Annotated in this window: 22 protein-coding genes and 1 tRNA gene; 10 read left to right on the plus strand and 13 right to left on the minus strand. The window is 63.3% G+C overall.

The genetic code is table 11. From position 1 onward, the window contains the following. Positions 1-10: 10 nt before the first annotated feature. From HMPREF2822_RS06945 to HMPREF2822_RS06960, 4 genes are read right to left on the minus strand one after another with little or no spacing between them, the layout of a single operon-like run. The gene (locus HMPREF2822_RS06945; RefSeq protein WP_070522820.1) at positions 11-850 is read right to left on the minus strand and encodes a CE1 family esterase; all 840 of its coding nucleotides are present in this window, start codon (positions 848-850) and stop codon (positions 11-13) included. A gap of 9 nt (positions 851-859) precedes the next feature. Then, positions 860-1,822, minus strand: coding sequence for a metal ABC transporter permease (locus HMPREF2822_RS06950; protein WP_186312193.1), 963 nt, complete (start codon positions 1,820-1,822; stop codon positions 860-862). Further along, positions 1,800-2,501: a metal ABC transporter ATP-binding protein gene (locus tag HMPREF2822_RS06955; protein ID WP_070522825.1), complete on the minus strand. Its 702-nt coding sequence runs from the start codon at positions 2,499-2,501 to the stop codon at positions 1,800-1,802. Before HMPREF2822_RS06955 ends, HMPREF2822_RS06950 begins: the two co-directional genes overlap by 23 nt. After that, a complete protein-coding gene (locus tag HMPREF2822_RS06960) occupies positions 2,502-3,605 on the minus strand; it encodes a metal ABC transporter solute-binding protein, Zn/Mn family (protein ID WP_070522828.1) in 1,104 nt (367 codons plus the stop codon). A gap of 72 nt (positions 3,606-3,677) precedes the next feature. Here HMPREF2822_RS06960 and HMPREF2822_RS06965 point away from each other — a divergent pair, with 72 nt between their 5' ends. Next, positions 3,678-4,763 (plus strand): LacI family DNA-binding transcriptional regulator, encoded by a 1,086-nt coding sequence (locus tag HMPREF2822_RS06965; RefSeq protein ID WP_070522832.1) that lies wholly within the window; start codon positions 3,678-3,680, stop codon positions 4,761-4,763. Here the strand turns inward: HMPREF2822_RS06965 and otsB are convergent. From otsB to HMPREF2822_RS06990, 5 genes are read right to left on the minus strand one after another with little or no spacing between them, the layout of a single operon-like run. Beyond that, on the minus strand, positions 4,760-5,503 hold the full coding sequence (otsB, locus tag HMPREF2822_RS06970; protein ID WP_070522835.1) for a trehalose-phosphatase: 744 nt from the start codon (positions 5,501-5,503) through the stop codon (positions 4,760-4,762). The genes HMPREF2822_RS06965 and otsB overlap by 4 nt on opposite strands. Positions 5,504-5,534: 31 nt before the next feature. Further along, entirely contained in the window at positions 5,535-6,059 is a 525-nt protein-coding gene (locus tag HMPREF2822_RS06975) for a hypothetical protein (protein WP_070522838.1), read from the minus strand. Then, positions 6,056-7,477 carry an alpha,alpha-trehalose-phosphate synthase (UDP-forming) gene (locus tag HMPREF2822_RS06980; protein WP_070522841.1) on the minus strand — a complete coding sequence of 474 codons (1,422 nt, stop codon included), beginning with the start codon at positions 7,475-7,477 and terminating at the stop codon, positions 6,056-6,058. Before HMPREF2822_RS06980 ends, HMPREF2822_RS06975 begins: the two co-directional genes overlap by 4 nt. 2 nt (positions 7,478-7,479) lie before the next feature. Next, positions 7,480-7,839 (minus strand): hypothetical protein, encoded by a 360-nt coding sequence (locus tag HMPREF2822_RS06985; protein ID WP_070522844.1) that lies wholly within the window; start codon positions 7,837-7,839, stop codon positions 7,480-7,482. 50 nt (positions 7,840-7,889) lie between these two features. Beyond that, a complete protein-coding gene (locus tag HMPREF2822_RS06990) occupies positions 7,890-9,566 on the minus strand; it encodes a threonine/serine exporter ThrE (RefSeq protein ID WP_070523015.1) in 1,677 nt (558 codons plus the stop codon). A 186-nt stretch (positions 9,567-9,752) separates the two neighbouring features. Between HMPREF2822_RS06990 and HMPREF2822_RS06995 the strand changes: the two genes are divergently transcribed. Beyond that, a tRNA-Thr gene (locus HMPREF2822_RS06995) sits at positions 9,753-9,825 on the plus strand. 31 nt (positions 9,826-9,856) lie between these two features. Here HMPREF2822_RS06995 and HMPREF2822_RS07000 read toward each other — a convergent pair. Continuing rightward, the gene (locus tag HMPREF2822_RS07000; RefSeq protein ID WP_070522847.1) at positions 9,857-10,384 is read right to left on the minus strand and encodes a TetR/AcrR family transcriptional regulator; all 528 of its coding nucleotides are present in this window, start codon (positions 10,382-10,384) and stop codon (positions 9,857-9,859) included. Continuing rightward, the gene (locus HMPREF2822_RS07005) at positions 10,371-11,870 is read right to left on the minus strand and encodes an MFS transporter (RefSeq protein WP_070522849.1); all 1,500 of its coding nucleotides are present in this window, start codon (positions 11,868-11,870) and stop codon (positions 10,371-10,373) included. Before HMPREF2822_RS07005 ends, HMPREF2822_RS07000 begins: the two co-directional genes overlap by 14 nt. 168 nt (positions 11,871-12,038) lie before the next feature. On the opposite strand from HMPREF2822_RS07005, the gene HMPREF2822_RS07010 reads away from it, so the two are divergent. The 4 genes from HMPREF2822_RS07010 to HMPREF2822_RS07025 all read left to right on the plus strand — a co-directional run bounded on the left by HMPREF2822_RS07010 (position 12,039) and on the right by HMPREF2822_RS07025 (position 16,999). Beyond that, positions 12,039-13,784, plus strand: coding sequence for a pyruvate dehydrogenase (locus HMPREF2822_RS07010; RefSeq protein ID WP_070522852.1), 1,746 nt, complete (start codon positions 12,039-12,041; stop codon positions 13,782-13,784). A 133-nt stretch (positions 13,785-13,917) separates the two neighbouring features. Continuing rightward, the gene (locus HMPREF2822_RS07015; protein ID WP_070522857.1) at positions 13,918-14,700 is read left to right on the plus strand and encodes a MerR family transcriptional regulator; all 783 of its coding nucleotides are present in this window, start codon (positions 13,918-13,920) and stop codon (positions 14,698-14,700) included. A 131-nt stretch (positions 14,701-14,831) separates the two neighbouring features. After that, complete coding sequence (locus HMPREF2822_RS07020; protein ID WP_070522860.1) at positions 14,832-15,536, plus strand: response regulator transcription factor; 705 nt, start codon at positions 14,832-14,834, stop codon at positions 15,534-15,536. 11 nt (positions 15,537-15,547) lie between these two features. Continuing rightward, positions 15,548-16,999, plus strand: coding sequence for a sensor histidine kinase (locus HMPREF2822_RS07025; protein WP_070522863.1), 1,452 nt, complete (start codon positions 15,548-15,550; stop codon positions 16,997-16,999). Positions 17,000-17,023: 24 nt separating this feature from the next. Here HMPREF2822_RS07025 and HMPREF2822_RS07030 read toward each other — a convergent pair whose 3' ends face one another. Then, a complete protein-coding gene (locus tag HMPREF2822_RS07030; RefSeq protein ID WP_070522866.1) occupies positions 17,024-17,452 on the minus strand; it encodes an HIT family protein in 429 nt (142 codons plus the stop codon). A gap of 34 nt (positions 17,453-17,486) precedes the next feature. On the opposite strand from HMPREF2822_RS07030, the gene purD reads away from it, so the two are divergent. Further along, positions 17,487-18,761, plus strand: a complete 1,275-nt coding sequence (purD, locus tag HMPREF2822_RS07035; RefSeq protein ID WP_070522869.1) for a phosphoribosylamine--glycine ligase — start codon at positions 17,487-17,489, stop codon at positions 18,759-18,761. Positions 18,762-18,800: 39 nt separating this feature from the next. Continuing rightward, positions 18,801-20,240, plus strand: coding sequence for an adenylosuccinate lyase (purB, locus tag HMPREF2822_RS07040; RefSeq protein WP_070522871.1), 1,440 nt, complete (start codon positions 18,801-18,803; stop codon positions 20,238-20,240). A gap of 114 nt (positions 20,241-20,354) precedes the next feature. Here purB and HMPREF2822_RS07045 read toward each other — a convergent pair whose 3' ends face one another. Further along, a complete protein-coding gene (locus HMPREF2822_RS07045) occupies positions 20,355-21,161 on the minus strand; it encodes a serine/threonine protein kinase (RefSeq protein ID WP_070522873.1) in 807 nt (268 codons plus the stop codon). A 64-nt stretch (positions 21,162-21,225) separates the two neighbouring features. On the opposite strand from HMPREF2822_RS07045, the gene HMPREF2822_RS07050 reads away from it, so the two are divergent. Next, entirely contained in the window at positions 21,226-22,083 is an 858-nt protein-coding gene (locus tag HMPREF2822_RS07050; RefSeq protein ID WP_070522876.1) for a phosphoribosylaminoimidazolesuccinocarboxamide synthase, read from the plus strand. A 9-nt stretch (positions 22,084-22,092) separates the two neighbouring features. Continuing rightward, positions 22,093-24,201 carry a S9 family peptidase gene (locus tag HMPREF2822_RS07055; RefSeq protein WP_070522878.1) on the plus strand — a complete coding sequence of 703 codons (2,109 nt, stop codon included), beginning with the start codon at positions 22,093-22,095 and terminating at the stop codon, positions 24,199-24,201. Positions 24,202-24,297 lie beyond the last annotated feature (96 nt).

Raw genomic sequence — 24,297 nt, forward strand, 5'->3', positions numbered from 1 at the left:
CACGTGCAGTCTAGAGCCCGAAGAATTCCTCCACGAGCTCGGCAGCGATGAAGGAATCCGTGTTTTTACCCAGGCGTGGGTCCAGCTCGTTGCCCGACGGGATGACGTGGCCCATGCCCTCGACGCTCACGAGCTCGACCGGCGCGCCGGTGGCGTCTGCCGGCTCCCAGCGGTCGACAACGGTGTCGGGGAAAAGGTGGGTGCGCTCTGGGCCGGCGGCATGGTTGAGCTCCGCGAAGCGTGCGGCGTTCTCCTGCGCGCCGGTGACGGCACCGCGGGTGCGCTTCGGGTCAATGCCCGCCGTTCCGCCCGTATAGGGCGCGAGCCGGTCGCCCGTGCCGTGGACGAACATGACCGGGGTGGGTTGGTACGCCGAGTCCGGATTGGTGGGCGCATGGTTGGCGCCGGCGCCGAGAGTGGAGGCGAAGATGCAGGCGGCATCGGCAAGCCCGGGGGCGTCGAAGAGCAAGCGGATAACCATCTGCCCGCCGTTGGAGAAGCCGCAGAGGAACACGCGGCTAATCTCCTGCTCCGCGCGCAGCTCGTCGAGGATGGCGCGCGTGAAGGCGACGTCATCGATGCCCAGCTCGCGCGCGGCGACGGGCAGGGTGGCGCGGGCATCGTTAAAGTGCTGTTCCACGCCGGTGGGGTAGACCGCAAGCATGCCGTGGCGGGTGGCGAGGTCATCGAACGTGCCGTTAGTGAAGCGGCGGATGACGTTCGCGGATTGCAGGGAGCCGTGGAAGAACAGGAGGAGGTCTCTCTGGCGCTCGACGTCATCATTCGGGCGGTACACGAGGTACGTGCGGGTGCGGTCTTGTAATTCGAGGCTACGGCGTTCCAAAGTCACGCATCTAGCCTAATCCTGATGCGCGCAGTGCTCATCGTGCGTCGAGGTGTGGTGTGTCTCGGCGTCGGCGCGATCGGTGGCGGCGCGGAAGTGTTCCTGGGAGGCGCGGCGGGCGGCGACGTCGTCGCGGACGGCCTTGCGGCTGCGAGCCCAGCCGATGCCGCGGCAGACCAGGTAAATAACAAAAGAGATGCTCGTGACGAAGACCGAGACGGGCAGGCCCGGCGCCAGGGAGAGGACCAGGCCGCCCACGGCGGAGACCTCCGCGAAGATGGTGGACCACACCACCGCGCGCAGCGGGGAGGAGGTAATCTGTACCGCCGCTGCGCCCGGGGTGATGAGCAGCGCCATGACGAGTAGGGAACCGACGATCTGTACGGACTGCGCGGCCGTCAGACCAACGAGGATGGCGAAGCAGACCGCTAGGGACTTCACCGGCACGCCGGCGGCTTGGGCCATGACGGGATCCGCAGAGGCGAAGAGCAGCGGGCGCCAGAACAGCGCCACTACGGCGACGATGATGGCGGTCGTGGCGGCGAGTAACCACACCGAAGCGGAGGAGACGCCGACGATTTGTCCCGTCAGGAGCGTCATAGCGGTGTTGGCGTTGCCAGGGTAGAGGTGCAGGAATAACACCGACAAGCCTAGGCCAAAGCTCATGACCACGCCGATGGCGCTGTCCTGTTGGCCTTTGAGGCCGAGCACCGCCAGAATGATGGCGGCGACGATGGCGCCGGCAATCGCGCCGAAGCCGATGTTCAGTCCGAACAACAGCGCTGCGGCCGCACCCATGAGCGCGAGCTCCGAGGTGGCATGCACGGAAAAAGACATCTGGCGCAGCACGATGAGCGAGGTCATCACTCCGGACAGGATGCCCAGCAGCGCACAAGCAACCAGTGCATCCTGTACGAAATCGACGCCCAGCAGGTACTGGGTGTCCTCGAGGAACTTAGACAACGATGAGCCTCCCATCGACGTTGAGGACCTTCACGGACGAGCCGTACAGCTCCGAGAGCACCTCCGAGCGCATGACCTCATCCACCGTGCCGAACATGTGCCCGTTGGGCGCGAGGTAGAGCACCTTGTCCACCACACCCAGCACGGGATTGATGCCGTGGGTGACGAAGAGGATGGAGGTGCCGCGTTCGTGACGCCACGCATTGAGCTTCTCGACGGTCGCCTGCTGCCTTCCCGGGTCCAGCGACAGCAGCGGCTCATCGGCAAGGATGAGTTCTGGGTCGTTGGCGAGGGCTTGCGCCTGGCGGATGAGCTGCTGCTGGCCGCCGGAGAGCTGGCCCACGCGGCGGTTGGCAATTCCGGTGGCGCCGACCTCGGCGAGGAGCTCGTCGACGCGGCCCCGAGCAGGCCGTCGGTTGCGCAGGGTGCCGTGGGCGAGGGACAGTGACACCAGATCCCGGGCGCGCAGGGGCAGGTCCTGGGGGAACATTCTTTGCTGTGGGATAAAGCCCACGCGGCACGCGACGTCCACGCTGCCCGCGGTGAGCTGGCGGGTACCCAGGATAGTTCCCAGCAGCGTGGACTTGCCCACGCCATTGGGGCCTAAAACGGCGATGAACTCGCCGCGGTCTACGGCGAGGTTCATATCCGACCACAGTGGTTCTACTGCGGCATTCTTAAAGGAAATGAGCACTTATGCGGCCTCGAGTGCGCTGACGACTTCTTCGTAGTAGTCGAGGAAGTTGGTCTTCTCCGGCGGGGTTTCACCAATCTCTACCACCGGGATGTTCTTGTCCTCGGCGGCGGTGCGAATGCGCTTGGTCATGTCGGTTTCGGTCTGCGGGTTGAAGATGAGCAGGTCGATCTTGTCCTGCTTGATGTCCTCGAGGAAGTGCGCCAGGTCGGCGGCGGTGGGCTCGCCTTCAGCAACGGTGGCCTTGCGGTAGCCCTCCGGGGTGGCGTCGGTGCTCTCGGTGTATTTGAAGATGTAGTCCGCGATGGGCTCGGTCTGCGCGTAGTTGTGCTGCGGGAGCTTCTCGATGCGTGCCTTCAGGCCCTCCACGCGCTCGACCAGAGGATCGGCGGTGGCCTTGGCCTCCGGGTTGGCCTCGTTGACGAGATTGGCTACGTCGGTCGCCACCTTCTCGATGGCCGCGGCGTCGTACCACACGTGCTCGTTGCCATCGATGTTGGTGATCTGCTCGGGGTGCTCGGCGGCGATCTTCTTGGCCTCGTCCATGGTCACGGTTTCGCCTTCGTGAGCGTGGTCATGATCATGACCTTCTCCATGGTCATGCTCGTCATGACCATGTTCGTCGTGGTCATGCGCGTGTTCCTCGTGCGCATGGTCGTGTTCTTCTCCATGATCATGATCGCCATGGTCATGCGCGGTCAGCGGCAGGGCGTGGATGATCTCGTCCTGGTTCTTGACTGCCTGGTAGAGCCATGCGTCGTAGCCGCCGCCACCGGCGATGATGACGTCGGCGTCGTTAGCGCGCGCGATGTCGGCCGCGGTGGGTTCGAAGTGATGGGGGTCCACGCCATTGCCACTCACGATGGGGCGGACGTCGATGTTGACGTCGGTCTGTGCGGTATCGACGACGGCCTGGGCAACGTCGGCCCAGATGGAGGTCGAGGCCACGACGTGGATGGTCTCCTTGTCGGAGCCGGCATCCGAGCCGCCGGCGGCGCTGTCATCACCGGAGGAGCAGGCACTCAGCGCTGCGGCACCCAGGGTGGCGGCGAAGAGGAGAGCGGTGGGACGTCGGAAAGCACGGCGTGAGTGGGAAGTGGTCATGTCCCTATTTCTACGCTTTAGTGAAAATTGTTGTCAAATGATAATGAGTTGAAAACGGGTAGTGTTACCGTCATGTCCAAACGCAGCACGACGCTGGCCTCCCTGGCTGCCGAACTCGGGGTTTCGCCCACCACGGTGTCCAACGCGTATAACCGCCCGGACCAGCTGGCGCCTGCCACCCGCGAGCGCATCCTCGCTGCCGCGGCCGAGCGCGGCTACACCGGCCCGGATCCCACCGCGCGCAGCCTGCGCACGCGCCGCCAGGGGTCGCTGGGGGTCCTGCTCACCGAGCACCTGTCCTATGCCTTCGAGGACATGGCTTCCGTGGACTTCCTCGCCGGGATGGCGGAGGCTTCAGCGGGGGCGAGCACGACCCTTACCTTGATTCCCGCCGGCCCGGATACCGTGGGCGCCCCCAACGATGCCCAGGCGGCGCAACTCGTAGGGTCGGCGGCGGTTGATGGCTTCGTGGTCTATTCCGTGGCGGCGGGCGATGCTTATCTGGAGGCCGTGCGCCGTCGCTGTCTGCCGGTGGTGGTGTGTGACCAGCCCACGGATTCGGGCCTGCCCTTCGTGGGCATCGACGACCGCGCCGCGATCGCCCCGGCGGCGCAGGCGCTTGTCGACGCCTCCCATACCCGCATCGGCATCCTCACCATCCGCCTGCACCGCGAGCGCCTCGACGGCGAAGTGACGGCAGAACAGCTCGCCGCGGCGGACATGCACGTCCAGCGCTCGCGCGTACTGGGGGCGCTGGACGTCTTCGCGCAGGCGGGCCTCGATCCTTCAGATATCCCCGTGGTGACGCGCCACATCAACGACCCGCGCACCGCCTATGCGGCAGCCGAAGAGTTGCTGAGCGCCCACCCCGAACTCACCGCGGTGCTGTGCACGACGGACTCGATGGCGCTCGGCGTGATAGCTTATGCCCGCGATCATGGAATTGCTGTTCCGGAGCAGCTTTCCGTCACCGGATTCGACGGCATCGCGCCGGCCCTAGCACTGGGACTGAGTACCGTCGTACAGCCGAATAAGGAGAAGGGGGCGGCAGCCGGGCGCATGCTGGCCAGTCTCATCGATGGGCGCGGCGACGTACCGCGCGCGTTGTTGGAGACCACCTTCCATCCTGGGCGGACCGTGGCCCCGGCTGGGGCTTAAGCGCTGTGCTGCGCGCGGGCGGCGGCGAGTTCTTCGAGGAACTCCGTCACCGCCGCGATATCGGGCACGCGTAGCGCCGCTTGCGTTGCGCCCTCACCGACCTTGACGCCGAGGTCCGGCGGTTGGTTGAGCATGGCGAAGCCGTCTTCATCGGTGGTGTCGTCCCCCACGAAGACCACTGCCGTGGCGCCGACGCGCTGGCGAAGCTTCTCAAGCCACGTGCCTTTCGTGGCCTGCGTAGCGGAAAATTCGACGACGCACTTGCCCGCAGTCTTAGGGAAGCCATCGGCGCTGAGAGCCTCGCCTTCTGCATAGGCCGCGGCCGCCGCGTCAGGATCCTGCAACTCTAGCGTCCGCAGGTGCAGCACGCGCTGGAAGGGTTTGACCTCCAGTTCCGCGCCGGGGTGGCGCGCGATGATTTCTTTGAGTTCTGCTTCTTTCTTCGCCAGGTGAGCTTCCATCTCCGGAGTGAGGGCGGAATCCTCCCAAGAGGACTCTGCGCCATGCGAGCCGCCCAAAAGTACCGGTTCACGCAGCGGGCAAACCCGCTTTAAGCCTTCGAGATGCCGACCGGAGAGTACCGCGGCGGTGGTGTTCGGGAGCTCCGCTAGGGTGGCCAGGGCGTCGAGTGAGCGCTGCTCCGGCTTTACGTCATACGCGTTGCGCGCGAAGCCCGCTAAGGTGCCATCAAAATCGGACACAACCGCGAGGTGTTCAGTGGAGGCGAGAGCATCAATCATGCTCCCCACCCTAGCGCTGAAAACTTCAGGGCTACAGCGAAGCCATCCGGATGATCGGTGAATCCACTTTGTCGGTGCGCAGCGTCAATACGAGTTGGTTGTTGGGGTTAAGCGCAAAGTCGAATTCATGGCCTTCGGCGATGAGGTTGCGCATGAGCGAATCGGCCCACCTGACCGAGCCCTCGCAGTCTTCACCGTTCGGTGGGCTCTCGTAGGTGGCTTTTTCTACCCTCATCACGTCACCCTCCCAGATCGTGGAGGCCTTGTTCCCTTTGTGGAAGGAGACCTCGGCGGTGAAGGGGACGCAGCCGGTCGAGCCCACGGCAGTGTGCTCACCGAAACTCATGTGCGGCACTTGCGCGGTATCGGCTGGGAGGGAGGATGGCGCGTCCGGGGAGGTATAAAGGTTGATGACCTGCCAATCCTTGCCCACGATGCGATCATCGCCGCGCGGCGTGGGCTCCTCGTCCGCGGAGCCGCACCCGGTGAGGCCACTTGCGAGCAGCGCCGAGGTGAGCACAGCGGTGAGCGCTGCGGCGGGGCGGCGTCGCATCATGCTTCCTCCTGATCCAACGCGCCGAGGAAGGACTGCGACCACAAAGCGATATCATGCTGGCGCACCTGCTCGTTCATGGCAGTCATGCGCTCGCGCATGGTCTCAGGCGATTCCTCCAGCGCCTTGACCGCGGAGATCAGGGCGCGCTTGATGGATTCGATGTCGAAGGGGTTGCACAGGTTAGCTTGAGTAAGCTCTGCCGCCGCACCTGCGAACTCGGAGAGCACGAGCGCGCCGGAGCCATCGCCGTGGGAGGCCACGTATTCCTTGGCCACTAGGTTCATGCCGTCCTTAAATGGCGTGACCAGCATGATGTCCGCGAGCCTGTAGTAGCGGCGCAGGACCTCCTTCGGAACGGAGCTGTGCTGATAGTGCACCACCGGCGCACCGAGGCGCCCGAAGCGCCCATTGATGCGGCCTACGGCTTCCTCCACCTTCGAGCGCGTGGCGCGGTAGTGGTCGATGCGCTCGCGCGAGGGCGTGGCCAGCTGCACGAAGGTCACCTCTTCTGGGTCCAGCGCCCCGGTTTCGAGGAGCTCCTCGAAGGCAGTAAGACGCTGCAGGATGCCCTTTGTGTAGTCGAGGCGGTCGACTCCCAAAATGACGTGCGTGGGGTTACCCAACTCCGCACGTAGCTGGGCGATGTCCCCCGCATCACCGCCTTCAGCGAACTCACCCGCCGCAATGGAGATGGGAAAGGCACCGATTCCGACGGAATGCCCACTACTGGTCACGATGCGCGCGGTGACCGCGCGGGTGCTCACTTCACCTTCGACCTTCAGGCCCTGGGTGCGGGCGAGCTCTAGGAAATTGCGGGCGTTGGATTCGAGGTGGAAGCCGATCAGGTTGGCGTCGAGAAGCCCCCGCACCAACTCCTCACGCCACGGCAGCTGGCGGAAGAGATCCGGGGAGGGGAAAGGGATGTGGAGGAAGAAGCCGATGGTGAGATCGGGGCGCAGCTGGCGCAGGATGCCGGGCACGAGCTGCAGCTGATAGTCCTGAACCCACACCGTGGCATTCTCCGCGGCGACAGCCGCTACCTCGTTGGCAAAACGCAGGTTGACCTCGCGGTAAGCATCCCACCAATCGCGGTTGTAGACGGGGGTGACGATGAGGTCGTGGTAGAGCGGCCACAGGGTGGCATTGGAAAAGCCCTCGTAGAAGGCTTCATAATCCTCTTGCGTGAGGCGTACCGGGTGAAGCAGGACGCCGTTGTCGGTGGTGAAAGGCTCAGGGGCCTCGTCGGCCACGCCCGGCCAACCCACCCAACAGCCCTGGTGTTCTTCCAAGACAGGGGAAAGCGCGGTGACGAGACCGCCGGGGGAGGCCTTCCATTCACGGGTGCCGTCGGCGGAGGTCTCGAGGTCCACCGGCAGGCGGTTGGCCACGACTACGAAGCTATTGCTGCGCCCGGACATAGCTAGGCCTTCTTCGCGGACTTTTTAGACGCCTTCTTCGTCGACTTCTTGGTGCTCTTCTTAGTCGCCTTCTTTGAGGCTTTCTTCGTAGCCTTCTTGGTCGCCTTCTTGCTGGACTTCTTGGAGGCCTTCTTCGTTGACTTCTTGCTGGACTTCTTTGGAGCAGCATCGGCTTGCTCGGCCAAGACCTTGCGGTGCACCAAGCCTTCCGGTTCGACGCCCAGCATCGACATAAGAGTCACGCCGTCAAGGAAATCCTCCGCATAGGTGGCAACGACGCGGCGCGCGGAGCGGGCGGTCTCTTCCTCTACTGCATGAGTCTGGTCAGCCGCTGGCTGAGTATCTGTGACCTTTGGTGGCACGGAGTCCTCCTGGGATGAAGTGTGAAAGCTTTCAGACCGGCTATTCTACGCTATTGCGACGCCGATGGGGCGCTCGGGTCATCTTTGCCGGGCACCGTGTAGGTGGGGCGCTGCGCTGGAAACTCCGTGGTGACGGGCCACATGTCCGTGACGGCATCACCCTGCTGGAAGCGCGCCTGCTGCGCGGGCGTCGGTGGCTTGGGGCCATACTGCGGCGGCGGGGCCGGCAGGTTGTGGCGCGGTGCGAAGGGGGACATGGGGACGCGGGGGATGCGTGCTCGCTGCGCCAAACGGGTGGCCCGTGAAAAGGAAAAGGTTCCCAGGCGCTTGAAGGCGGTATAAGGCCGGAAGTACTGCGGGCGGCGCAGGCGGCGGGCGACGCGCTCACCGAAGACCACGCCGGCGGCGAGCGCGCCGGAAATGGCAAGCGCACTGGCCAGGTTGGTCAGGCCGGTGATGAGCTGTTCGTTGAGCATGGCGTACATGCCGCGATACAAGGTCAGGCCCGGCAGCATGGGGGTATAGCCCACGATCATGGTGATGAGCGGTGGCATCATGTAGCGGCGGGAAAGGAGACCACCCGCGAGGCCTACCGCCACGGCCGAGAATCCGGAGGCCACGACAGCGCCAACGCCGAAAAAGACGACGAGGAAGTAGTAGAAAACCATACCGGCGGCCGCCGTGAGCCCGGAGATGGTGACCTCCGACCACGAAGCCCCCAAGGCCAACGCGAAGGCGGCGGAGCCGATTCCGCCGCACAGCACCAGAAGCGGGATCTGGTGATAGACGGGTGGCGCGAGCGTCGCCAGCGGCGGCAGGCTAAAGCCCACCCATGAGGCAACCTGGATACCCAGGCCCACGCCGGCGATGATGGCGCCGGTGGACATGAGGGCCTCGAAGAACTTGGCGGAGGAGGTCACGGGCGCGCGCGTGATGCCGTCCACCAGGCACTGCACCAAGGTCAGTCCCGCCACCAGCACGATGATGCCCGAACCGATGATCTGGGAGGGCAGAATGTGGATACCAAAACCCGCGAAGACGTTGTAGAGAATGGCCGCGGGGACAACGGCAAGCAGGCCACCGACGAGGTTCTGATAGAAGGGCGGCAAGCGGTAGCCGGCCAGGAACATGTTCGTGCCCATGATGAGCGCCGAAATGAGGAACGTGATGACGCCGACGAGGAGATCACCACCGAGCATGACGGCGATAAACCCACCCATGGCTCCCCAGGCGCTGACGATGGTGGTTGTGGAATAGGGGTTCTTCATCGCGTCGATATCATCCAGGACCTTCTCCGCCATGGCCGGCGGCGTGGCACCGGAGTGGATGGAGCGGATGAGGCGGTCGACGGCGGACAGCTTGGTGAAGTCCACAGCGATGCTCGGCGCCACGCGGAAGACGTGGAGGTTTCGCCGGTCCGGGCCCGTGCCGATAGCCGTGTGGATAGTGATCGTGTTCATCAGGATGGACACGTGACAGTAGTGCAGACCATAAGAGGATGCGACGAGGTGAATCTGCGCCTGGACGTCGGTATTGGCGGAGCCAGCCGCAATCAGGATTTCCCCGACGCGCGCGGCGATCTCCATGACGCCCGTGACCTGGGCCGGGTCGGTAAGATCGACCGGGGCAAGAGGGGAGGGCGGTGGTGCGGCCTTCGCGGCGTCAATGGTGGCGACGGAGGCCGAACGGTACAGCAGGCGCTGGCGCAAGGAAGAAAGAACAGACACGGAAAAGAAAGACCTCATCAACACTTCTGGGTTCGGTAAGTCAGCACTTTAGTAACTGCCGCCGATTTATGCACCTGCCAGTGCTTTTCGAGGTCCTCGCACCCGCTTTTTCGCAGCGCAAGCCCCCTGGCTTTCCTTCCGAGGGGTGGTCTCAGGTACGATGCCCTCTAGCGGATTAGCCGCGGTGCTGGAGTGGCGCAATTGGTAGCGCAACGCACTTGTAATGCGTAGGTTGCGAGTTCAAGTCTCGTCTCCAGCTCAAAGAAGGCCTTTTTAAAGGCCCATTTTTCTTAGTCGGCGAGGTGGCCAAGGGCGACGTCGATAAGCGCCCGGCGTCGCTGCGGTGACAGGGGGCGTTCGGTGAGGTGATCATGGACCCACAGGCCGTTCGCTATCACCATCGCGAGCGCCACGGATTCATCCTCCGTAGCGGGATCGGGGAGCCAACGCTCGTCGACATCTCTCCACACCTTCTGAAAATCCGGATGGGACTGCGCGTGGATGGACATCAGCAGCTCAATGAGCGGATCATTCTTGCCCATTGATTCCAACGCGGCACGGTAGCGCTGGCGCGGGCTTAATTCCTCGGCCGTCTTGCCGTCTGAGAGTGCGATAAGCTCCTCCTCCCAGCGCTCCGCGCACAACGAATGGCAGTCTATGAGCAGCTGGTGCCGGGAGGGGAAGTGGTAGATGAGCCCAGACTTGCTCATGCCCGTGGCCGTGGCCAAGGAATCATAAGTGAGCGCGTGGACGCCGTCCTTCTCGATGATGGTGAGCGCCATGTCGAGCGCTTCGACCTTTTTACTAGTGCGAGGCATCGGCACCTCCTGACGTGGGGTTGGTGCGGAAGCACCAGCCGGTGACCGCGGCGAAGACGAGCATGACTACGCCGAGTCCTGCGGCGGTGGCCAGGTAGGCGTCGGTATAGGCGGGGCCGGCAACCTCCGCGAGCGCCGAGTTGTGGAGCGCTTCCATGCCCAGGTCTTGGACGTCTTCGGGCAGACCGCTCTTGTACACCATGGGGAGTACGGAACCGGTGATCGCAATCGAGAGCAGCGTGCCGAATTCATAAGAGACCTCCTCCACGCCGGCGGCCATGCCGGAGCGCGAGGCGGGGGCGGCGCCGATGATGGCGGTGGAGGAGGCTGACATGACAAGTCCCGCGCCGATTCCGGTGATGAATAGGCCCGCCAGGTATGCGGGGAAGATGTCGTGCGTGCCGCCCCACACCACGCAGCCGATGCCCGCCGCCATGAAGAGGAAGCCACCGGCGATGATCGGCAAGAAACCCCAACGGTGGAGGTTGGCACCACCCAACGCGGACATTGGCAGCGCCGCCAGCGCGATGAGGGAAATGATGAGCCCGGCATGAAGCGGGGAATACAGGTCCACCAGCTGGAGCTTCTGCGTCGTGGTCATCTCTAGTCCCGCCATGCCAAACATGGCGCCCGCCGCAGCCAAGACGCCGCCGCTAAAGATGGGGGAGCGGAAAATATCGAAGGTGAGGAGTGGTTCCTCCAGCTTGTGCTGGCGGCGGGTGAAGAGGATGGCACCGATGAGGCAGGCGGCTAGCGCGCCGCCAATGAGCATGGCGTTGAGGTGGGCGCTGGCCACCGACTTGATGACGAGTATCAGCGAGGCCAGCGTGATGAGCGCATACAGCGAGGAGAGGAAATCCCAGTGCTTCGCCGGGTTCGCCATATTCGGCGGGGCGAGGAAGGCCGTGAGGATGAGCGCGATGATGACGATGGGCACGTTGACCAAGAAGACCGAGCCCCACCAAAAATGCTCCAGCAAGAAGCCACCCACCGTGGGGCCGGCCGCCGCACCCACGACGGCGATGGAGCCCCAAATGCCGATGGCTGTATTGCGCTCAATCTCATCCTCAAAGGTCAACCGGATGAGAGCGAGGGTCGCGGGCATCATGATGGAGGCCCCGAGGCCCAAAAAGGCGCGAGCCGCGGCTAATTCCCACGCGCCGGGCGCTAGCGCTGCGGCCAGTGATGCGATGCCGAAGATCCACAGGCCGATGACGAACATGCGGCGGTGCCCGATTTTATCGCCCAACGTGCCGGTTCCCAGCAGGAGGCCGGCCAGCATGAGCGCGTAGGCGTTGATGATCCACAGCTGCTGCAGCGAGGTGGCGTGGAGCTGATCGGAGAGCACCGGTAGCGCGGTGTAGAGGATTGAGTTGTCTAAGCCGATCATGAGCAGGCCCAGGGAAATGACGCCAAAAAAGGTCCACCGGCGCGTAGCGGAGGCGCGGAGGGATTCGGCGGAGGCTTTCACGTGGAGGTCTGACATGGTTCGAAACTATAGCGAACGGTCGTTACAGTTTCAAAGCTTAGAAGGTCGAGTTGTTGTCGCAGTCACAAAGTTTCTAGGACGTGAGAAGTCAGCTTTATGGTGGCGAAACGCGCCTTAAAGGGGGGACACTGGGGCCGTTAACGGCAAAAGTTAGAGAGGTAAATCATGGCACGCAATTACGCCACACAACTTGTTGAAACCTTGGAAGCCCAGGGTGTGAAGCGCATCTACGGCCTCGTCGGCGATTCCCTCAACCCCATCGTGGACGCAGTGCGGAAGTCCTCCATCGAGTGGGTTCACGTTCGCAACGAGGAGGCCGCAGCGTTTGCCGCGGAGGCCGATTCCCTCACCACCGGCAACCTTGCCGTGTGCGCCGCATCCTGCGGCCCGGGAAATACGCACCTTATTCAGGGACTTTATGACGCCCACCGCAACGGCGCCAAGGTCCTCGCCCTGGCCAGCCACATTCCTTCCCGCCAGATCGGCTCGAAGTTCTTCCAGGAGACCCACCCGGAGGCCATCTTCCAAGAGTGCTCGAGCTACTGCGAGATGGTGAACTCCGCTGACCAAGGTGCCGTGGTCTTGCACCACGCCATCCAGAGCACCATGGCGGGCAAGGGAGTGTCCGTCCTCGTTATCCCGGGCGATGTGTCCACGCAGGAGGCCGAGGATGATACCTTCACCTCCTCTGTTATTTCCGCCGGCAGCCCGGTCGTCTTCCCGGATCCTGCCGAGGCCGCCGCATTGACCCAGGCCATCAATGGGGCCAAGACCGTCGCCCTCTTCGTCGGCGCCGGCGTGAAGAACGCCCGCGAGCAGGTCCTCGCGCTCGCCGAAAAGATCAAGGCCCCCATCGGCCACGCCCTGGGTGGCAAGATGTACATCCAGTACGACAACCCCTTCGACGTCGGCATGTCCGGCCTGCTCGGCTATGGTGCAGCCCACGAGGCCACCCACGAAGCAGACCTGCTCATCCTGCTGGGCACGGATTTCCCCTACAACGACTTCCTGCCGGATGCCAACGTGGCGCAGGTTGACATCGACGGCTCCCACATCGGCCGCCGCACCCGCATCAAGTACCCGGTGACCGGTGATGTTGCCGCCACCATCGAGAACATCCTGCCGCACGTGGAGGAGAAGAAGGACCGCTCCTTCCTGGACAAGATGCTCAAGAAGCACTACGACAAGCTGAATCACGTTGTCGAGGCCTATACCTCCGGCGTGGAGAAGCACACCCCGATCCACCCGGAGTACATTGCCGATCTCATCGATCAGCAGGCCGATGAGGACGCCATCTTTACCGTCGATACCGGCATGTGCAATGTCTGGGGCGCGCGCTACATCACCCCGAATGGTAAGCGCGAGCAGATTGGTTCCTTCCGCCACGGCACCATGGCCAATGCTCTGCCGATGGCCCTCGGCGCGCAGGCGGCGAACCCGGGCCGCCAGGTCATTACCTTCTCCGGCGACGGCGGTCTGTCCATGCTCATGGGCGAGCTCCTCACGGTGAAGCTGCACAACCTGCCGGTGAAGATGTTCGTGTTCAATAACTCTTCCCTCGGCATGGTCAAGCTGGAGATGCTGGTCCAGGGCCTCCCGGAGCACGAGACTGACCACGAGCACGTGAACTACGCCAAGATTGCGGAGGGCGCGGGCATCAAGCACTTCCGCATCGAGGACCCGAAGGAAGCGCCGCGCCTCATCAAGGAGGCCTTGGCCTACGACGGGCCTGCGCTTATCGACGTCGTCACCGACCCTAACGCCCTTTCCCTGCCACCCACACTGACCTTTGAGCAGCTGCTCGGCTTCTCCAAGGCGGCAACCCGCACCGTCTTCGGCGGCGGCGTGGGCCAGATGCTCACCATGGCGAAGTCCAACCTGCGCAACATCCCGCGCCCGCAGGACTTCTAAGCGGACTCTCGGCATTCGGCCGTGACCCCCGCCTTCCCTCCGGCATACTTTTCGCCGTGGGGAGGCGGGGGTTTGCTGTGCGGGGAGTTCTCGGCTTGCACCTGCCGCGACGTCAACTTCTAAGCTTCGTGTCATGAGCACGGACTACAGCGACTACAGCATTGGTGAGGTGGCCGCCATCCTCAAGGTCACCACTCGAACGTTGCGGCACTGGGATGAGATTGGGCTGCTAAGCCCGCAGTGGCGCACTGTGGGAGACCACCGTCTCTACACAGAAGACGACCTGCAGCGCGGTATGGACATTGTGATCTATCGCAGCGTGGGCATTGAGCTGAAGGACATCGCTGAGCTGTTGCAGGCGCCCGCCGCGTCCGCCGTGGATCGTCTCCGTGCTCAGCAGGCTGCCTTGCTGAAGCGGCGCGCCGATGTTGACGCGATGCTGCAGGCAGTGAACCGACTAATCAAGGAGACCGAAATGGATCAGAACCTTAGCGCGAGCCAAAAGGTAAAGAAGCTGGGGGACGCATGGCCCACGTTGCAGGAAGAGGCCCACGAGAAGTGGGGTGACAGCACAGAGTGGGCGGCCAGTGCGGCCGTCGCGGAATCGATGGGGAAGAAAGACTGGGAGGAATTCTCCGTGGAGCATGAACACTTTGCGGCCGAGCTAGAGGAGGCCGCGAAAGCGGGACTTGAGGCAGGCAGCGAGGAGGCGAAGGAGATCGTCGACAAGCACCGTGCTCTCATCGCCCAGTGGTACCCGGTGTCGAGGTCCAAGCAAGTGCTCCTGGCGCGCATGTATTGCGAGGATCCGCGCTTCGATGAGACTTACCGTGGCAACGCCGACTACCTGCGCCAGCTGATCGAGGCTCAAGCCCAGGCAGAAGGGCTAGATCTGGATAATCTCGTGTGGGACTAATTTGTTCACAGCGCACGTCCAGACTCCGCTCAGTACCCTGGGAAGGCGTAGTGCAATACTTCTCACTTTGAATGAGAAACCCCCACGCCACCTAGCTATAGGAACAGCGGAGAAAGGACCAAAGCGGGACCATGGATGATTCAAAGGACGTCAAGGTACTTGTCGTCGATGACGAGCCCAATATCGTTGAACTACTTACCGTCTCCCTGAAGTTTCAGGGCTTCGATGTACACAGCGCCAACTCCGGCAACGAGGCTCTGCGCATTGCGCGTGAGATCAATCCCGACGCCTACATTATGGACGTCATGATGCCGGGCATGGACGGTTTTGAGCTGCTGGGCAAGCTGCGCGCAGAAGGCCTCGACGGCCCCGTCCTCTACCTCACAGCCAAGGACAGCGTGGATCAGCGCATCCATGGCTTGACCATCGGTGCGGATGATTACGTCACCAAACCCTTCAGCCTGGAGGAGGTCATCACCCGCCTGCGCGTGATCCTGCGCCGCGGCAATGCGGTGGATGATCAGGATGGCAGCGCCACCATGACCTATGCCGACCTCACTCTCAACGATGACACCCATGAGGTCACCAAGGCCGGGGAGATCGTGGAGCTTTCGCCCACCGAGTTCAACTTGCTGCGCTACCTCATGCAAAACCGCGAGGTGGTGCTGTCCAAGTCCAAGATTTTGGACAACGTCTGGCACTACGATTTCGGCGGCGATGGCAACGTGGTCGAGTCCTACATCTCCTACCTGCGCCGCAAGATTGATACCGGCGATACACCGCTGATCCACACCGTCCGCGGCGTTGGTTATGTGCTGCGTACGCCGCGCACGTAGGCTCGTCCACTATGAGCGAATCCCCCGCGAACACTCAGGGCTCGGATTCTGGATCCTCTTCGGTGCGGAACAGCGCCCTGCGCCGGCGCATGCAACGTCCTAAAGCGCTGCCCCTGCGCACGTGGCTGCTCGTCCTCATGGTTCTGGTTTCGGGCTTGGGCCTGGCTATGTCCTCCCTGGCGGTGTCGTCGATCATGCGCAATGTGCTCTACACCCGCGTGGACACTGAGCTCAATGACGCGATTGGCTCCTGGGCCAGCAACCTTGACGCGGCCTTTTATACCCCGCAGGACGGAAGCCGCCGACCCCCGACGGACTATGTAGCACTGGCGTATTATCCCGATGGTTCCGTGGTGACCACGCGGCCGATGGCGGGGTTGCCGGATGCCCGCTCGGTGGTCGTCGGCGGCGAGCCCACGAGTGTCCGCTCGGTTCAAGGCGAAACCGAATGGCGGGCCGTGGCGAAGCTCAAATCGGATGGTTCCGTGGTCGTCGTGGCCAAAGACATGACGACGGAGAACTCCATCCTTAAAGGCCTGGCCATAGTCCAGGTCATTATCGCGGCGTTGGTCATGCTCATCATCGCGTTGGTGGGCATGTGGCTCATCCACAGAGCCTTGCGTCCACTGCGCGTGGTGGAGAAAACGGCCTCCCAGATCGCGGCGGGCAACCTGGATAAACGCGTGCCGGAGTGGCCGCTGCACACCGAGGTGGGGCAGCTCGCCGCAGCGCTCAACGTCATGTTGACGCAATTGCAAAACTCCGTGCTCCATGCGCAGGAGAAGGAGCAACAGATGCGCCGCTTCGTCGGCGATGCCTCCCACGAGCTTCGCACCCCACTGACCAGCCTGCGCGGCTATACGGAGCTGTACCGTTCGGGGGCAACCCAAGACCCGGAGTTTGTCTTCAGCAAGATCGATGCTGAGTCGAAGCGCATGTCGCTGTTGGTGGAGGACCTGCTGGCGCTGACCCGTGCGGAGGGTTCGCGTTTGGATATGCGCGAGGTGGACATGTTGGAGCTCGTGCTCTCTGTGGGTTCTTCGGCGCGCGCGGCATTTTCTGGCCGCATCATCAACGTCAACAACGAAGCCTCTGGGATTCCGATGGTCAACGGTGACGCGGACCGCCTACACCAGGTGCTGCTCAACTTGGTGTCCAACGGCATCCGCCACGGCGGTGATGAGGCGTCGGTGACGCTGACGTTGCGGGATGACGAGGAGCACGTGCTTATCGACGTTGCCGATGACGGCAAGGGCATCTCCCCCGAAGATGCAGCCCACATCTTTGAGCGCTTTTACCGTGCTGATAGCTCACGAACCCGCGATACGGGTGGCTCGGGCTTGGGCTTGGCCATCGTGAAGTCTCTCGTGGAGCAGCACGGCGGTTCGATTTCCGTGGATTCGGAGCTGGGCAGCGGCTCGGTGTTTACCGTCCAGCTGCCCAAGGCGGCAGCTAGTTCCTAGCTGCCGAAAGGTAGCAGTCAGCTCTTAGCTGTCGCGGCAGCCGTCCTCATCCGTGCCGAGGTGCTGGCGGATACGCGCGGCGGCCTCGTCCATGGCGGCGGGGTCGGTGGCGTCGGCAGCGAAGGCCTTGGCAAAGTCGTAGTCTTCCATCTTCTCGGTGGGGAAGAGGTGGATGTGGGTGTGGGGAACGTCGAAGCCGGCGATGATGTAGCCGGTACGTGGGGTGTCGAAGGCCGTCTTGATGGCGCCACCGATTTCCAGAGCGATGGCATTGAGGTGTGCCCAGGTTTCAGGATCGAGGTCAGTCCACTTATCTACTTCCTCGACCGGCACCACCAAGGTGTGGCCGTAGCGCAGCGGCTCGATGGACAAAAACGCCACGCATTTCTCGTCGCGGTAGACAAAGCGAGCAGGCAGCTCGCCCTCGATGATCTTTGTAAATACGGAAGACATGGCCCCTAGGCTACCGCCAGTTAAGATAGACGGCATGCGCATTCTCGTTATCGGTTCGGGCGGCCGCGAACACGCCCTGCTCACTGGCCTGAAAGCTGACCCTTCTGTTACCGATCTGCACATCGCACCGGGCTCCCCGGCCCATGCGAAGCAGGCCACCGTCCACCCGGAGTATTCCCAGGTGGATGATCCTGCGCGCATGGTTGAACTGGCCGTAGACATCGCCGCTGACCTCGTCGTCATCGGGCCGGAGGTACCGCTGGTGAAAGGCGTCGCGGATGCTCTGCGTGAGCGCGGCATTGCGGTCTTCGGACCGTCGGCAAGCGCGGCGCAAATCGAGGGTTCCAAGGCCTTTGCCAAGGACGTCATGGCGGCCGCTGGCGTGCGCACCGCCCGCGCGGAGCAGCTCGCCCCTGGCGCAAGTGATGCGGACATCGAGGCCGCGCTCGACCGCTTCGGCCCGCACTTCGTGGTCAAGGACGATGGCCTAGCCGGCGGCAAGGGCGTGGTGGTGACCGAATCCCGCGAAGAAGCCCGCGCGCACGTCGACGCCGTCCATGCAGCCGGCAACCCGGTGCTGCTCGAGTCCTTCCTCGACGGCCCCGAGGTTTCCCTGTTCTGCCTCGTGGATGGTGAGACCGTCGTGCCGCTGCTGCCGGCGCAGGACCACAAGCGCGCCTATGACAACGATGAAGGCCCCAACACCGGCGGCATGGGCGCTTATACGCCGCTGCCGTGGCTGCCTGCCGACGGTACCCAGCGCATCGTCGACGAAGTCTGCGTCCCCGTGGCCAAGGAAATGGTCAAGCGCGGCACGCCGTACACCGGGCTGCTATATGCGGGACTGGCCTGGGGCAAGGAAGGCCCGGCCGTCGTCGAATTCAACTGCCGCTTCGGTGACCCGGAAACGCAGGCGGTGCTCGCTCTGCTGAAGTCCCCACTGGGAGAGGTCCTGAACGCCACGGCGACGGGGCGGTTGGCATCACTTGCGCCGCTGGAGTGGGAGGAAGGCTACGCCGTTACCGTGGTGCTGGCTGCCGAGGGTTACCCGGCTTCCCCGCACAAGGGTGATCCGATCACCTCGCCGGATCTTGATGATCCCACCCGCGTCCTCCACGCTGGCACCACCACGGGGGAGGGCGGATACGTATCCAACGGTGGTCGTGTCCTCAACGTCCTCGGCCGCGGTGCCACCTTGGCCGACGCCCGCGCCGCCGCCTACGAGGTGCTCGACGGCATCAAGCTGGAGGGCAGCTTCTTCCGCACGGACATTGCGTTGCCAGCGGAAAAGGGCCAGATCAGCATCTAATCCGCTGATAATGCCTCCTTTGGGGCGAGGCGTGGAATAATGAGCGACGTGGCTGAAAAGAAGAACATTTCCAACGTCCTGTCCGCTCGATACGCCTCCCCAGAGATGGCTGAAATCTGGTCCCCAGAACACAAGATTATTCTGGAGCGCCAGCTGTGGATCGCGGTGATGAAGGCGCAGAAGGATCTCGGCGTCGATATTCCCGCCCAGGCCATCGCCGCCTATGAGGCGCAGGTTGAGAACGTGGACCTTGCCTCGATTGCCCAGCGTGAGCGCGTCACGCGTCACGACGTCAAGGCACGCATCGAGGAATTCAACGCCCTGGCCGGCTGCGAGCACATTCACAAGGGAATGACCTCGCGCGACCTGACGGAAAACGTCGAGCAGCTGCAGATTCTGCGTTCCTTGGAGCTGGTGCGCAATAAGGCCATCGCGGTGGTCTCGCGCATCGGTGAGCACGCCGCGCAGTACCAGACGCTGGTGATGGCAGGCCGCTCCCACAACGTTGCTGCGCAGGCGACGACCTTGGGCAAGCGCTTCGCCTCGGCTGCCGACGAGCTCCTGCTCGGCATCGAGCGCGTGGAGTCTCTGCTGAGCCGCTACCCGCTGCGCGGCATCAAGGGCCCGATGGGCACCTCGCAGGACATGCTCGACCTCATGGGAGGCTCCGAGGACAAGCTCGCCGCGCTGGAGACGCGCATTGCGGATCACCTGGGCTTCTCCCGCGTATTCAACTCGGTGGGCCAGGTTTACCCGCGCTCCCTCGACTTCGACGCTGTGTCTGCGCTCGTTGAACTGGGTGCTGCGCCCTCCTCGCTGGCCACGACCATCCGCCTGATGGCCGGCAACGAGACCGTGACTGAAGGTTTCAAGGAAGGCCAGGTCGGCTCTTCCGCGATGCCGCACAAGATGAACGCCCGCTCCTGCGAGCGCGTGTGCGGTTTCCAGGTCATTCTGCGCGGCTACCTCACCATGGTGGCGGATCTGTCCGGCCAGCAGTGGAACGAGGGCGACGTGTTCTGCTCGGTGGTCCGCCGCGTGGCACTGCCGGATGCCTTCTTCGCCATTGACGGTATGTTTGAAACCTTCCTCACCGTGCTCGCGGAATTCGGTGCCTTCCCGGCGATGATCGACCGCGAACTGGAGCGCTACCTGCCCTTCCTCGCCACCACCCGCATCCTCATGGCGGCGGTGCGCGCGGGCGTGGGCCGCGAGACCGCGCACGAGGTCATCAAGGAAAACGCCGTCGCCGTGGCGCTCAACATGCGTGAGAATGGCGGGGAGCAGGATCTGATTGAGCGCCTGGTTGCCGACGAGCGCCTGCCACTCGATGCCGCCGCCCTCGAGGCCGCGCTGTCGGACAAGCACGCTTTCATCGGCGCTGCCGAATCGCAGGTGAGCCAGATTCTGGGCCGCATCAAGGCGATTGCTGATCAGCACCCGCAGGCCGCCGCCTACACCCCGGGCGAAATCCTCTAGTTTCACCCTTGGCGGTACGTTTCGATCAATTAAGGCCCCAGATCCTCAATTTTCTGGCCCTTATTTGATCGAAACGACTTCCCATTGGCGGCCGGGCTCACCCGGCACTAGCTCTTAGGCTATTCCAGGGATGCGCAGAACCGGCAGCTCGAAGCCGCCGAGGGATTTGCCGTTGGTAGCAAGGTAGCCGCCGATCATCAGAGCGGTGAGCACCGCCATGATGCCGAGAACCGTAGCACCCGTGGACGAGGTTTGCTGCTGCGTCGTCTTGCCCGGGATGGGTAGCTCCGGCACCGGCTGGATACCTTCCTGCGCACCGCGGCTGTGCAGCTCTTCCACGCACTCGGCAAAGGACTGCACCTGCGCTGCGTTGAAGGCATCGACGGCCTCCTTTTCCTGCGCCTGGTTTTCTGCCAGAGCGGCGCGCAGCTTAGGGCTGAAATCGCTACCCGTAGACAATAACGGTGCCGGTCCCTTCTCAGTCCGGGACTTCGCCGCATTGATCGAGTATTCGGCATCCCCTGGCAACAGCACCGATTCATCCTCCACCAGGTCCTCCGGGGCGGACGCGCCGACCATGATGATGACCATATCCGCGCCCGTGTAGCCGGCCTTGCCCAGCGCGGCCACCGTCGCCGCGTAGCCCGGAGCCTTGCTGATATCGCGCGAGGTGTACGCGGAGAAGTCCAGCTTCGGGAACTGCGCTTGAATCTTCTCCGAGGTCGTGCGGATGGTGTTGATGTAGCCCGCCCGGACATCGCGGGCTAGTGCGCGATCCGTGGAGGACGCCGACATCGTGCACAGCCACTGTCCGTGGGCGGACTCGCGCACGGAGATGTCGGCTGCGTGCGCAGCGGGCACAGACAGGGCGGCGCCCACCAGCACAGCGGAGGTCAAAAGGGAGGTCAGGCGAGAGTGCACGGGCTTAGCTCCTCGGGATTGGGATGTATCTTGAAGCAGTCTAGACGGGTCTAGAATGTATGTCATGCGTCCAGAACTTTCTTCCTATGCCCACATCGCCTCCGGCAAGGTGCGCGATATCTACGAAATCGATGACAACACCCTGCTCATGGTGGTCTCCGACCGTATTTCCGCCTATGACCACGCCCTCGAGCCGGCCATCCCCGACAAAGGCCGCGTGCTCACGGCGACGTCGAAGTTCTTCTTCGACGCCATCGACTTCCCCAACCACCTGGCGGGACCGCTCGATGATGAGCGCATCCCCGAGGAAGTCCTCGGCCGCGCAATGGTCGTGCAGAAGCTCGACATGCTTCCTTTCGAGTGCGTCGCCCGTGGCTACCTCACCGGCTCCGGGCTCAAGGAGTACAAGGCATCCGGCAGCGTGTGCGGAGTCGAGCTGCCTGAAGGCCTGACCGAGGCTTCCCGCCTGCCCGAGCCTATCTTCACCCCCGCCACCAAGGCGGAGCAGGGCGAGCACGATGAAAACGTTTCCTTCGATGTCGTCGTGGACAAGCTCGGCCGCGAACGCGCCGAGGAGCTGCGCGATGCCACCCTGCGCATTTATGCCAAGGCCGCGGCGTTGGCGGAGGAGAAGGGCATTATTTTGGCGGATACGAAGTTCGAGTTTGGCGTCGATAAGCACGGCACCCTGGTGCTGGCCGATGAAGTCCTCACACCGGACTCCTCGCGCTACTGGCCGGCCGATACCTATGAGGAAGGCAAAGTCCAGCCTTCCTTTGATAAGCAGTACGTTCGCGATTGGCTCACCAATTCCGGCTGGGACAAGGAGTCCACGCCGCCGCGCCTGCCGGATGACGTTGTCCAGGCTACCCGCGCGCGTTATGTTGAGGCCTTCGAGCGCCTGTCCGGAACCACCTTTTAAGGAGGCTGAATGAACGCACCGATTGCTGCCAAGCGTCCCATCACGCGAGAGTTCCACGGCCGCAGCTTCGTCGATGACTACGAGTGGCTGCGTGAGAAAGACGCCCCGGAGACCCGCGAATACCTCGAGGCCGAAAACACCTACACTCAAGAGCGCACTGCGCACCTGGAGACCTTGACGGAGAACATCTTCACCGAGGTCAAGTCCCGCATCAAGCAGACGGACATGTCCGTGCCCCAGCGTCGCGGCAAGTACTGGTACTACGGCCGCACCGAGGAGGGCAAGGAGTACGGCTATAGCTGCCGCATCCCGGTGTCGGAAGGCTCCGATCCGTGGACCCCGCCGACCATCCCGGAGACGGGGGCGCCGGAAGGGGAGCAGGTGCTTCTCGACGTCAACGCGCTCGCCGAAGGCCACGACTTCTTCGCTCTGGGTGCGTCCACGGTGAGCGATTCCGGTGACCTGCTGGCCTATTCGGTCGACGTGGCCGGCGATGAGCGCTTTGAGCTCTTCATCAAGGACCTGCGCACGGGCGAGCTGTTGGAGGACCGCCTGGAAGGTATCTTCTACGGTGCGACGTGGGTCGGGGAGGAGTTCATCTTTTACACCACCGTGGATGATGCGTGGCGCCCGGATACGGTGTGGCGCCACCGCGTGGGTACCCCGCAGTCGGAGGATGTCGTGGTCATGCGCGAGGAAGACTCGCGTTTCGGCATCGGCGTTGGTACAACGCGCAGCGAGAAGTACATCATGATCGTGTCGAGCTCGAAGATGACGAGTGAGGCATGGGTACTCGAGCAGGACAACCCGGAGGGTGAGTTCCGCTGTTTGTGGGCGCGCGAGTCCGGAGTGGACTACGACGTCGACCACGCGGTCGTGGACGGTACCGACTACTGGGTGGTCACGCACAACGTGACCGGCCCGAACTTTGAGTTGGGCTATTGCCCGGTCAGTGAGGAACTTCCCTCTTTGCGTGAGCTCACCGTGCTCATGCCGCACGATGAAGAGGTTCGCTTGCAGGGCGTTGATTGCTACCGCAACCACATCGTCGTGGCCTACCGCCGGGGCGGCATCGGCCGGGCTGCGATTATGGATGTGCGGGAAGGCTGGGCGCGCCTCAGCGAGCTCAACTTCAACGAAGAGCTCTATACCGTTGGCGTGGCCGGCAACCCGGAGTGGGACGCCCCAGTTCTGCGCGTGAGCTACACATCCTTTATCCAGCCCGCACAGCTCTTTGACTACCGCGTGGCCACCGGTGAGTACACGCTGCTCAAGGAACAGGAAGTACCAGGCGGCTATGACAAAGACGAATACGTGGCCTACCGCGTCTGGTCTGAAGCACCCGATGGGACGAAGGTGCCGGTGTCCATCGTGCACCGCGCGGACCTGGACCGCACGCAGCCGAACCCGACGTTGCTTTATGGCTACGGGTCTTATGAGGCGAATATGGACCCGTACTTCTCGGTCTTCCGTTTGTCTCTCATGGACCGCGGCATGATCTTTGCCATGGCGCACGTTCGCGGTGGCGGCGAGATGGGCCGCAACTGGTACGACGACGGCAAGATGCTGGCCAAGAAAAACACGTTTACGGACTTCATCGCGGTGGCGGATGACCTCATCGCGCGTCGGGTGACTACACCGGAGACCTTGGTGGCTGAAGGCGGTTCCGCCGGTGGCCTGCTCATGGGCGCGGTGGCGAATATGGCGCCAGATCGGTTTAAGGCCATCGAGGCTAACGTGCCCTTCGTGGACCCGCTGACCTCCATTCTCATGCCGGAACTGCCGCTCACGGTGGTGGAGTGGGAGGAATGGGGCGACCCGTACCACGATCCGGAGGTCTACGACTACATGGCCTCCTATGCGCCGTACGAGAACATCGCTCCGCAGGAGTATCCGAATATTCTGGCGTTGACCTCGCTCAATGACACCCGCGTGCTGTATGTTGAGCCGGCGAAGTGGGTGGCCAAGCTGCGTGACGTTGCCACCGGCGGCGAGTTCCTCCTCAAGACGGAGATGGCCGCGGGCCACGGTGGTGTGTCCGGGCGCTATGCCCAGTGGCGGCAATCTGCATTCGAGTATGCGTGGCTGATTAACCAGGCCACGGGTGTCGAGGCTTAGAGACCGCTTGCGCTGTGTGGCTAATGAGCCACACAGTGACCTAGGCCTCCCATGTGGGGGGAGCTCCGAATCTCTCTCAGCGCGCGCCGGGGCGGT

It is taken from the genome of Corynebacterium sp. HMSC062E11 (assembly GCF_001811845.1).
GTDB lineage: Bacteria > Actinomycetota > Actinomycetes > Mycobacteriales > Mycobacteriaceae > Corynebacterium > Corynebacterium hesseae.

Bases quoted from the DNA above. Each gene is read 5' to 3' on its own strand.
- HMPREF2822_RS06950 (WP_186312193.1), bottom strand. From the start codon at position 1,822: ATGGGAGGCTCATCGTTGTCTAAGTTCCTCGAGGACACCCAGTACCTG.
- HMPREF2822_RS06960 (WP_070522828.1), bottom strand. From the start codon at position 3,605: ATGACCACTTCCCACTCACGCCGTGCTTTCCGACGTCCCACCGCTCTC.
- HMPREF2822_RS06965 (WP_070522832.1), top strand. From the start codon at position 3,678: ATGTCCAAACGCAGCACGACGCTGGCCTCCCTGGCTGCCGAACTCGGG.
- otsB (WP_070522835.1), bottom strand. From the start codon at position 5,503: ATGATTGATGCTCTCGCCTCCACTGAACACCTCGCGGTTGTGTCCGAT.
- HMPREF2822_RS06975 (WP_070522838.1), bottom strand. From the start codon at position 6,059: ATGATGCGACGCCGCCCCGCCGCAGCGCTCACCGCTGTGCTCACCTCG.
- HMPREF2822_RS06980 (WP_070522841.1), bottom strand. From the start codon at position 7,477: ATGTCCGGGCGCAGCAATAGCTTCGTAGTCGTGGCCAACCGCCTGCCG.
- HMPREF2822_RS07000 (WP_070522847.1), bottom strand. From the start codon at position 10,384: ATGCCTCGCACTAGTAAAAAGGTCGAAGCGCTCGACATGGCGCTCACC.
- HMPREF2822_RS07005 (WP_070522849.1), bottom strand. From the start codon at position 11,870: ATGTCAGACCTCCACGTGAAAGCCTCCGCCGAATCCCTCCGCGCCTCC.
- HMPREF2822_RS07010 (WP_070522852.1), top strand. From the start codon at position 12,039: ATGGCACGCAATTACGCCACACAACTTGTTGAAACCTTGGAAGCCCAG.
- HMPREF2822_RS07015 (WP_070522857.1), top strand. From the start codon at position 13,918: ATGAGCACGGACTACAGCGACTACAGCATTGGTGAGGTGGCCGCCATC.
- HMPREF2822_RS07020 (WP_070522860.1), top strand. From the start codon at position 14,832: ATGGATGATTCAAAGGACGTCAAGGTACTTGTCGTCGATGACGAGCCC.
- HMPREF2822_RS07025 (WP_070522863.1), top strand. From the start codon at position 15,548: ATGAGCGAATCCCCCGCGAACACTCAGGGCTCGGATTCTGGATCCTCT.
- HMPREF2822_RS07030 (WP_070522866.1), bottom strand. From the start codon at position 17,452: ATGTCTTCCGTATTTACAAAGATCATCGAGGGCGAGCTGCCTGCTCGC.
- purD (WP_070522869.1), top strand. From the start codon at position 17,487: ATGCGCATTCTCGTTATCGGTTCGGGCGGCCGCGAACACGCCCTGCTC.
- purB (WP_070522871.1), top strand. From the start codon at position 18,801: ATGAGCGACGTGGCTGAAAAGAAGAACATTTCCAACGTCCTGTCCGCT.
- HMPREF2822_RS07050 (WP_070522876.1), top strand. From the start codon at position 21,226: ATGCGTCCAGAACTTTCTTCCTATGCCCACATCGCCTCCGGCAAGGTG.
- HMPREF2822_RS07055 (WP_070522878.1), top strand. From the start codon at position 22,093: ATGAACGCACCGATTGCTGCCAAGCGTCCCATCACGCGAGAGTTCCAC.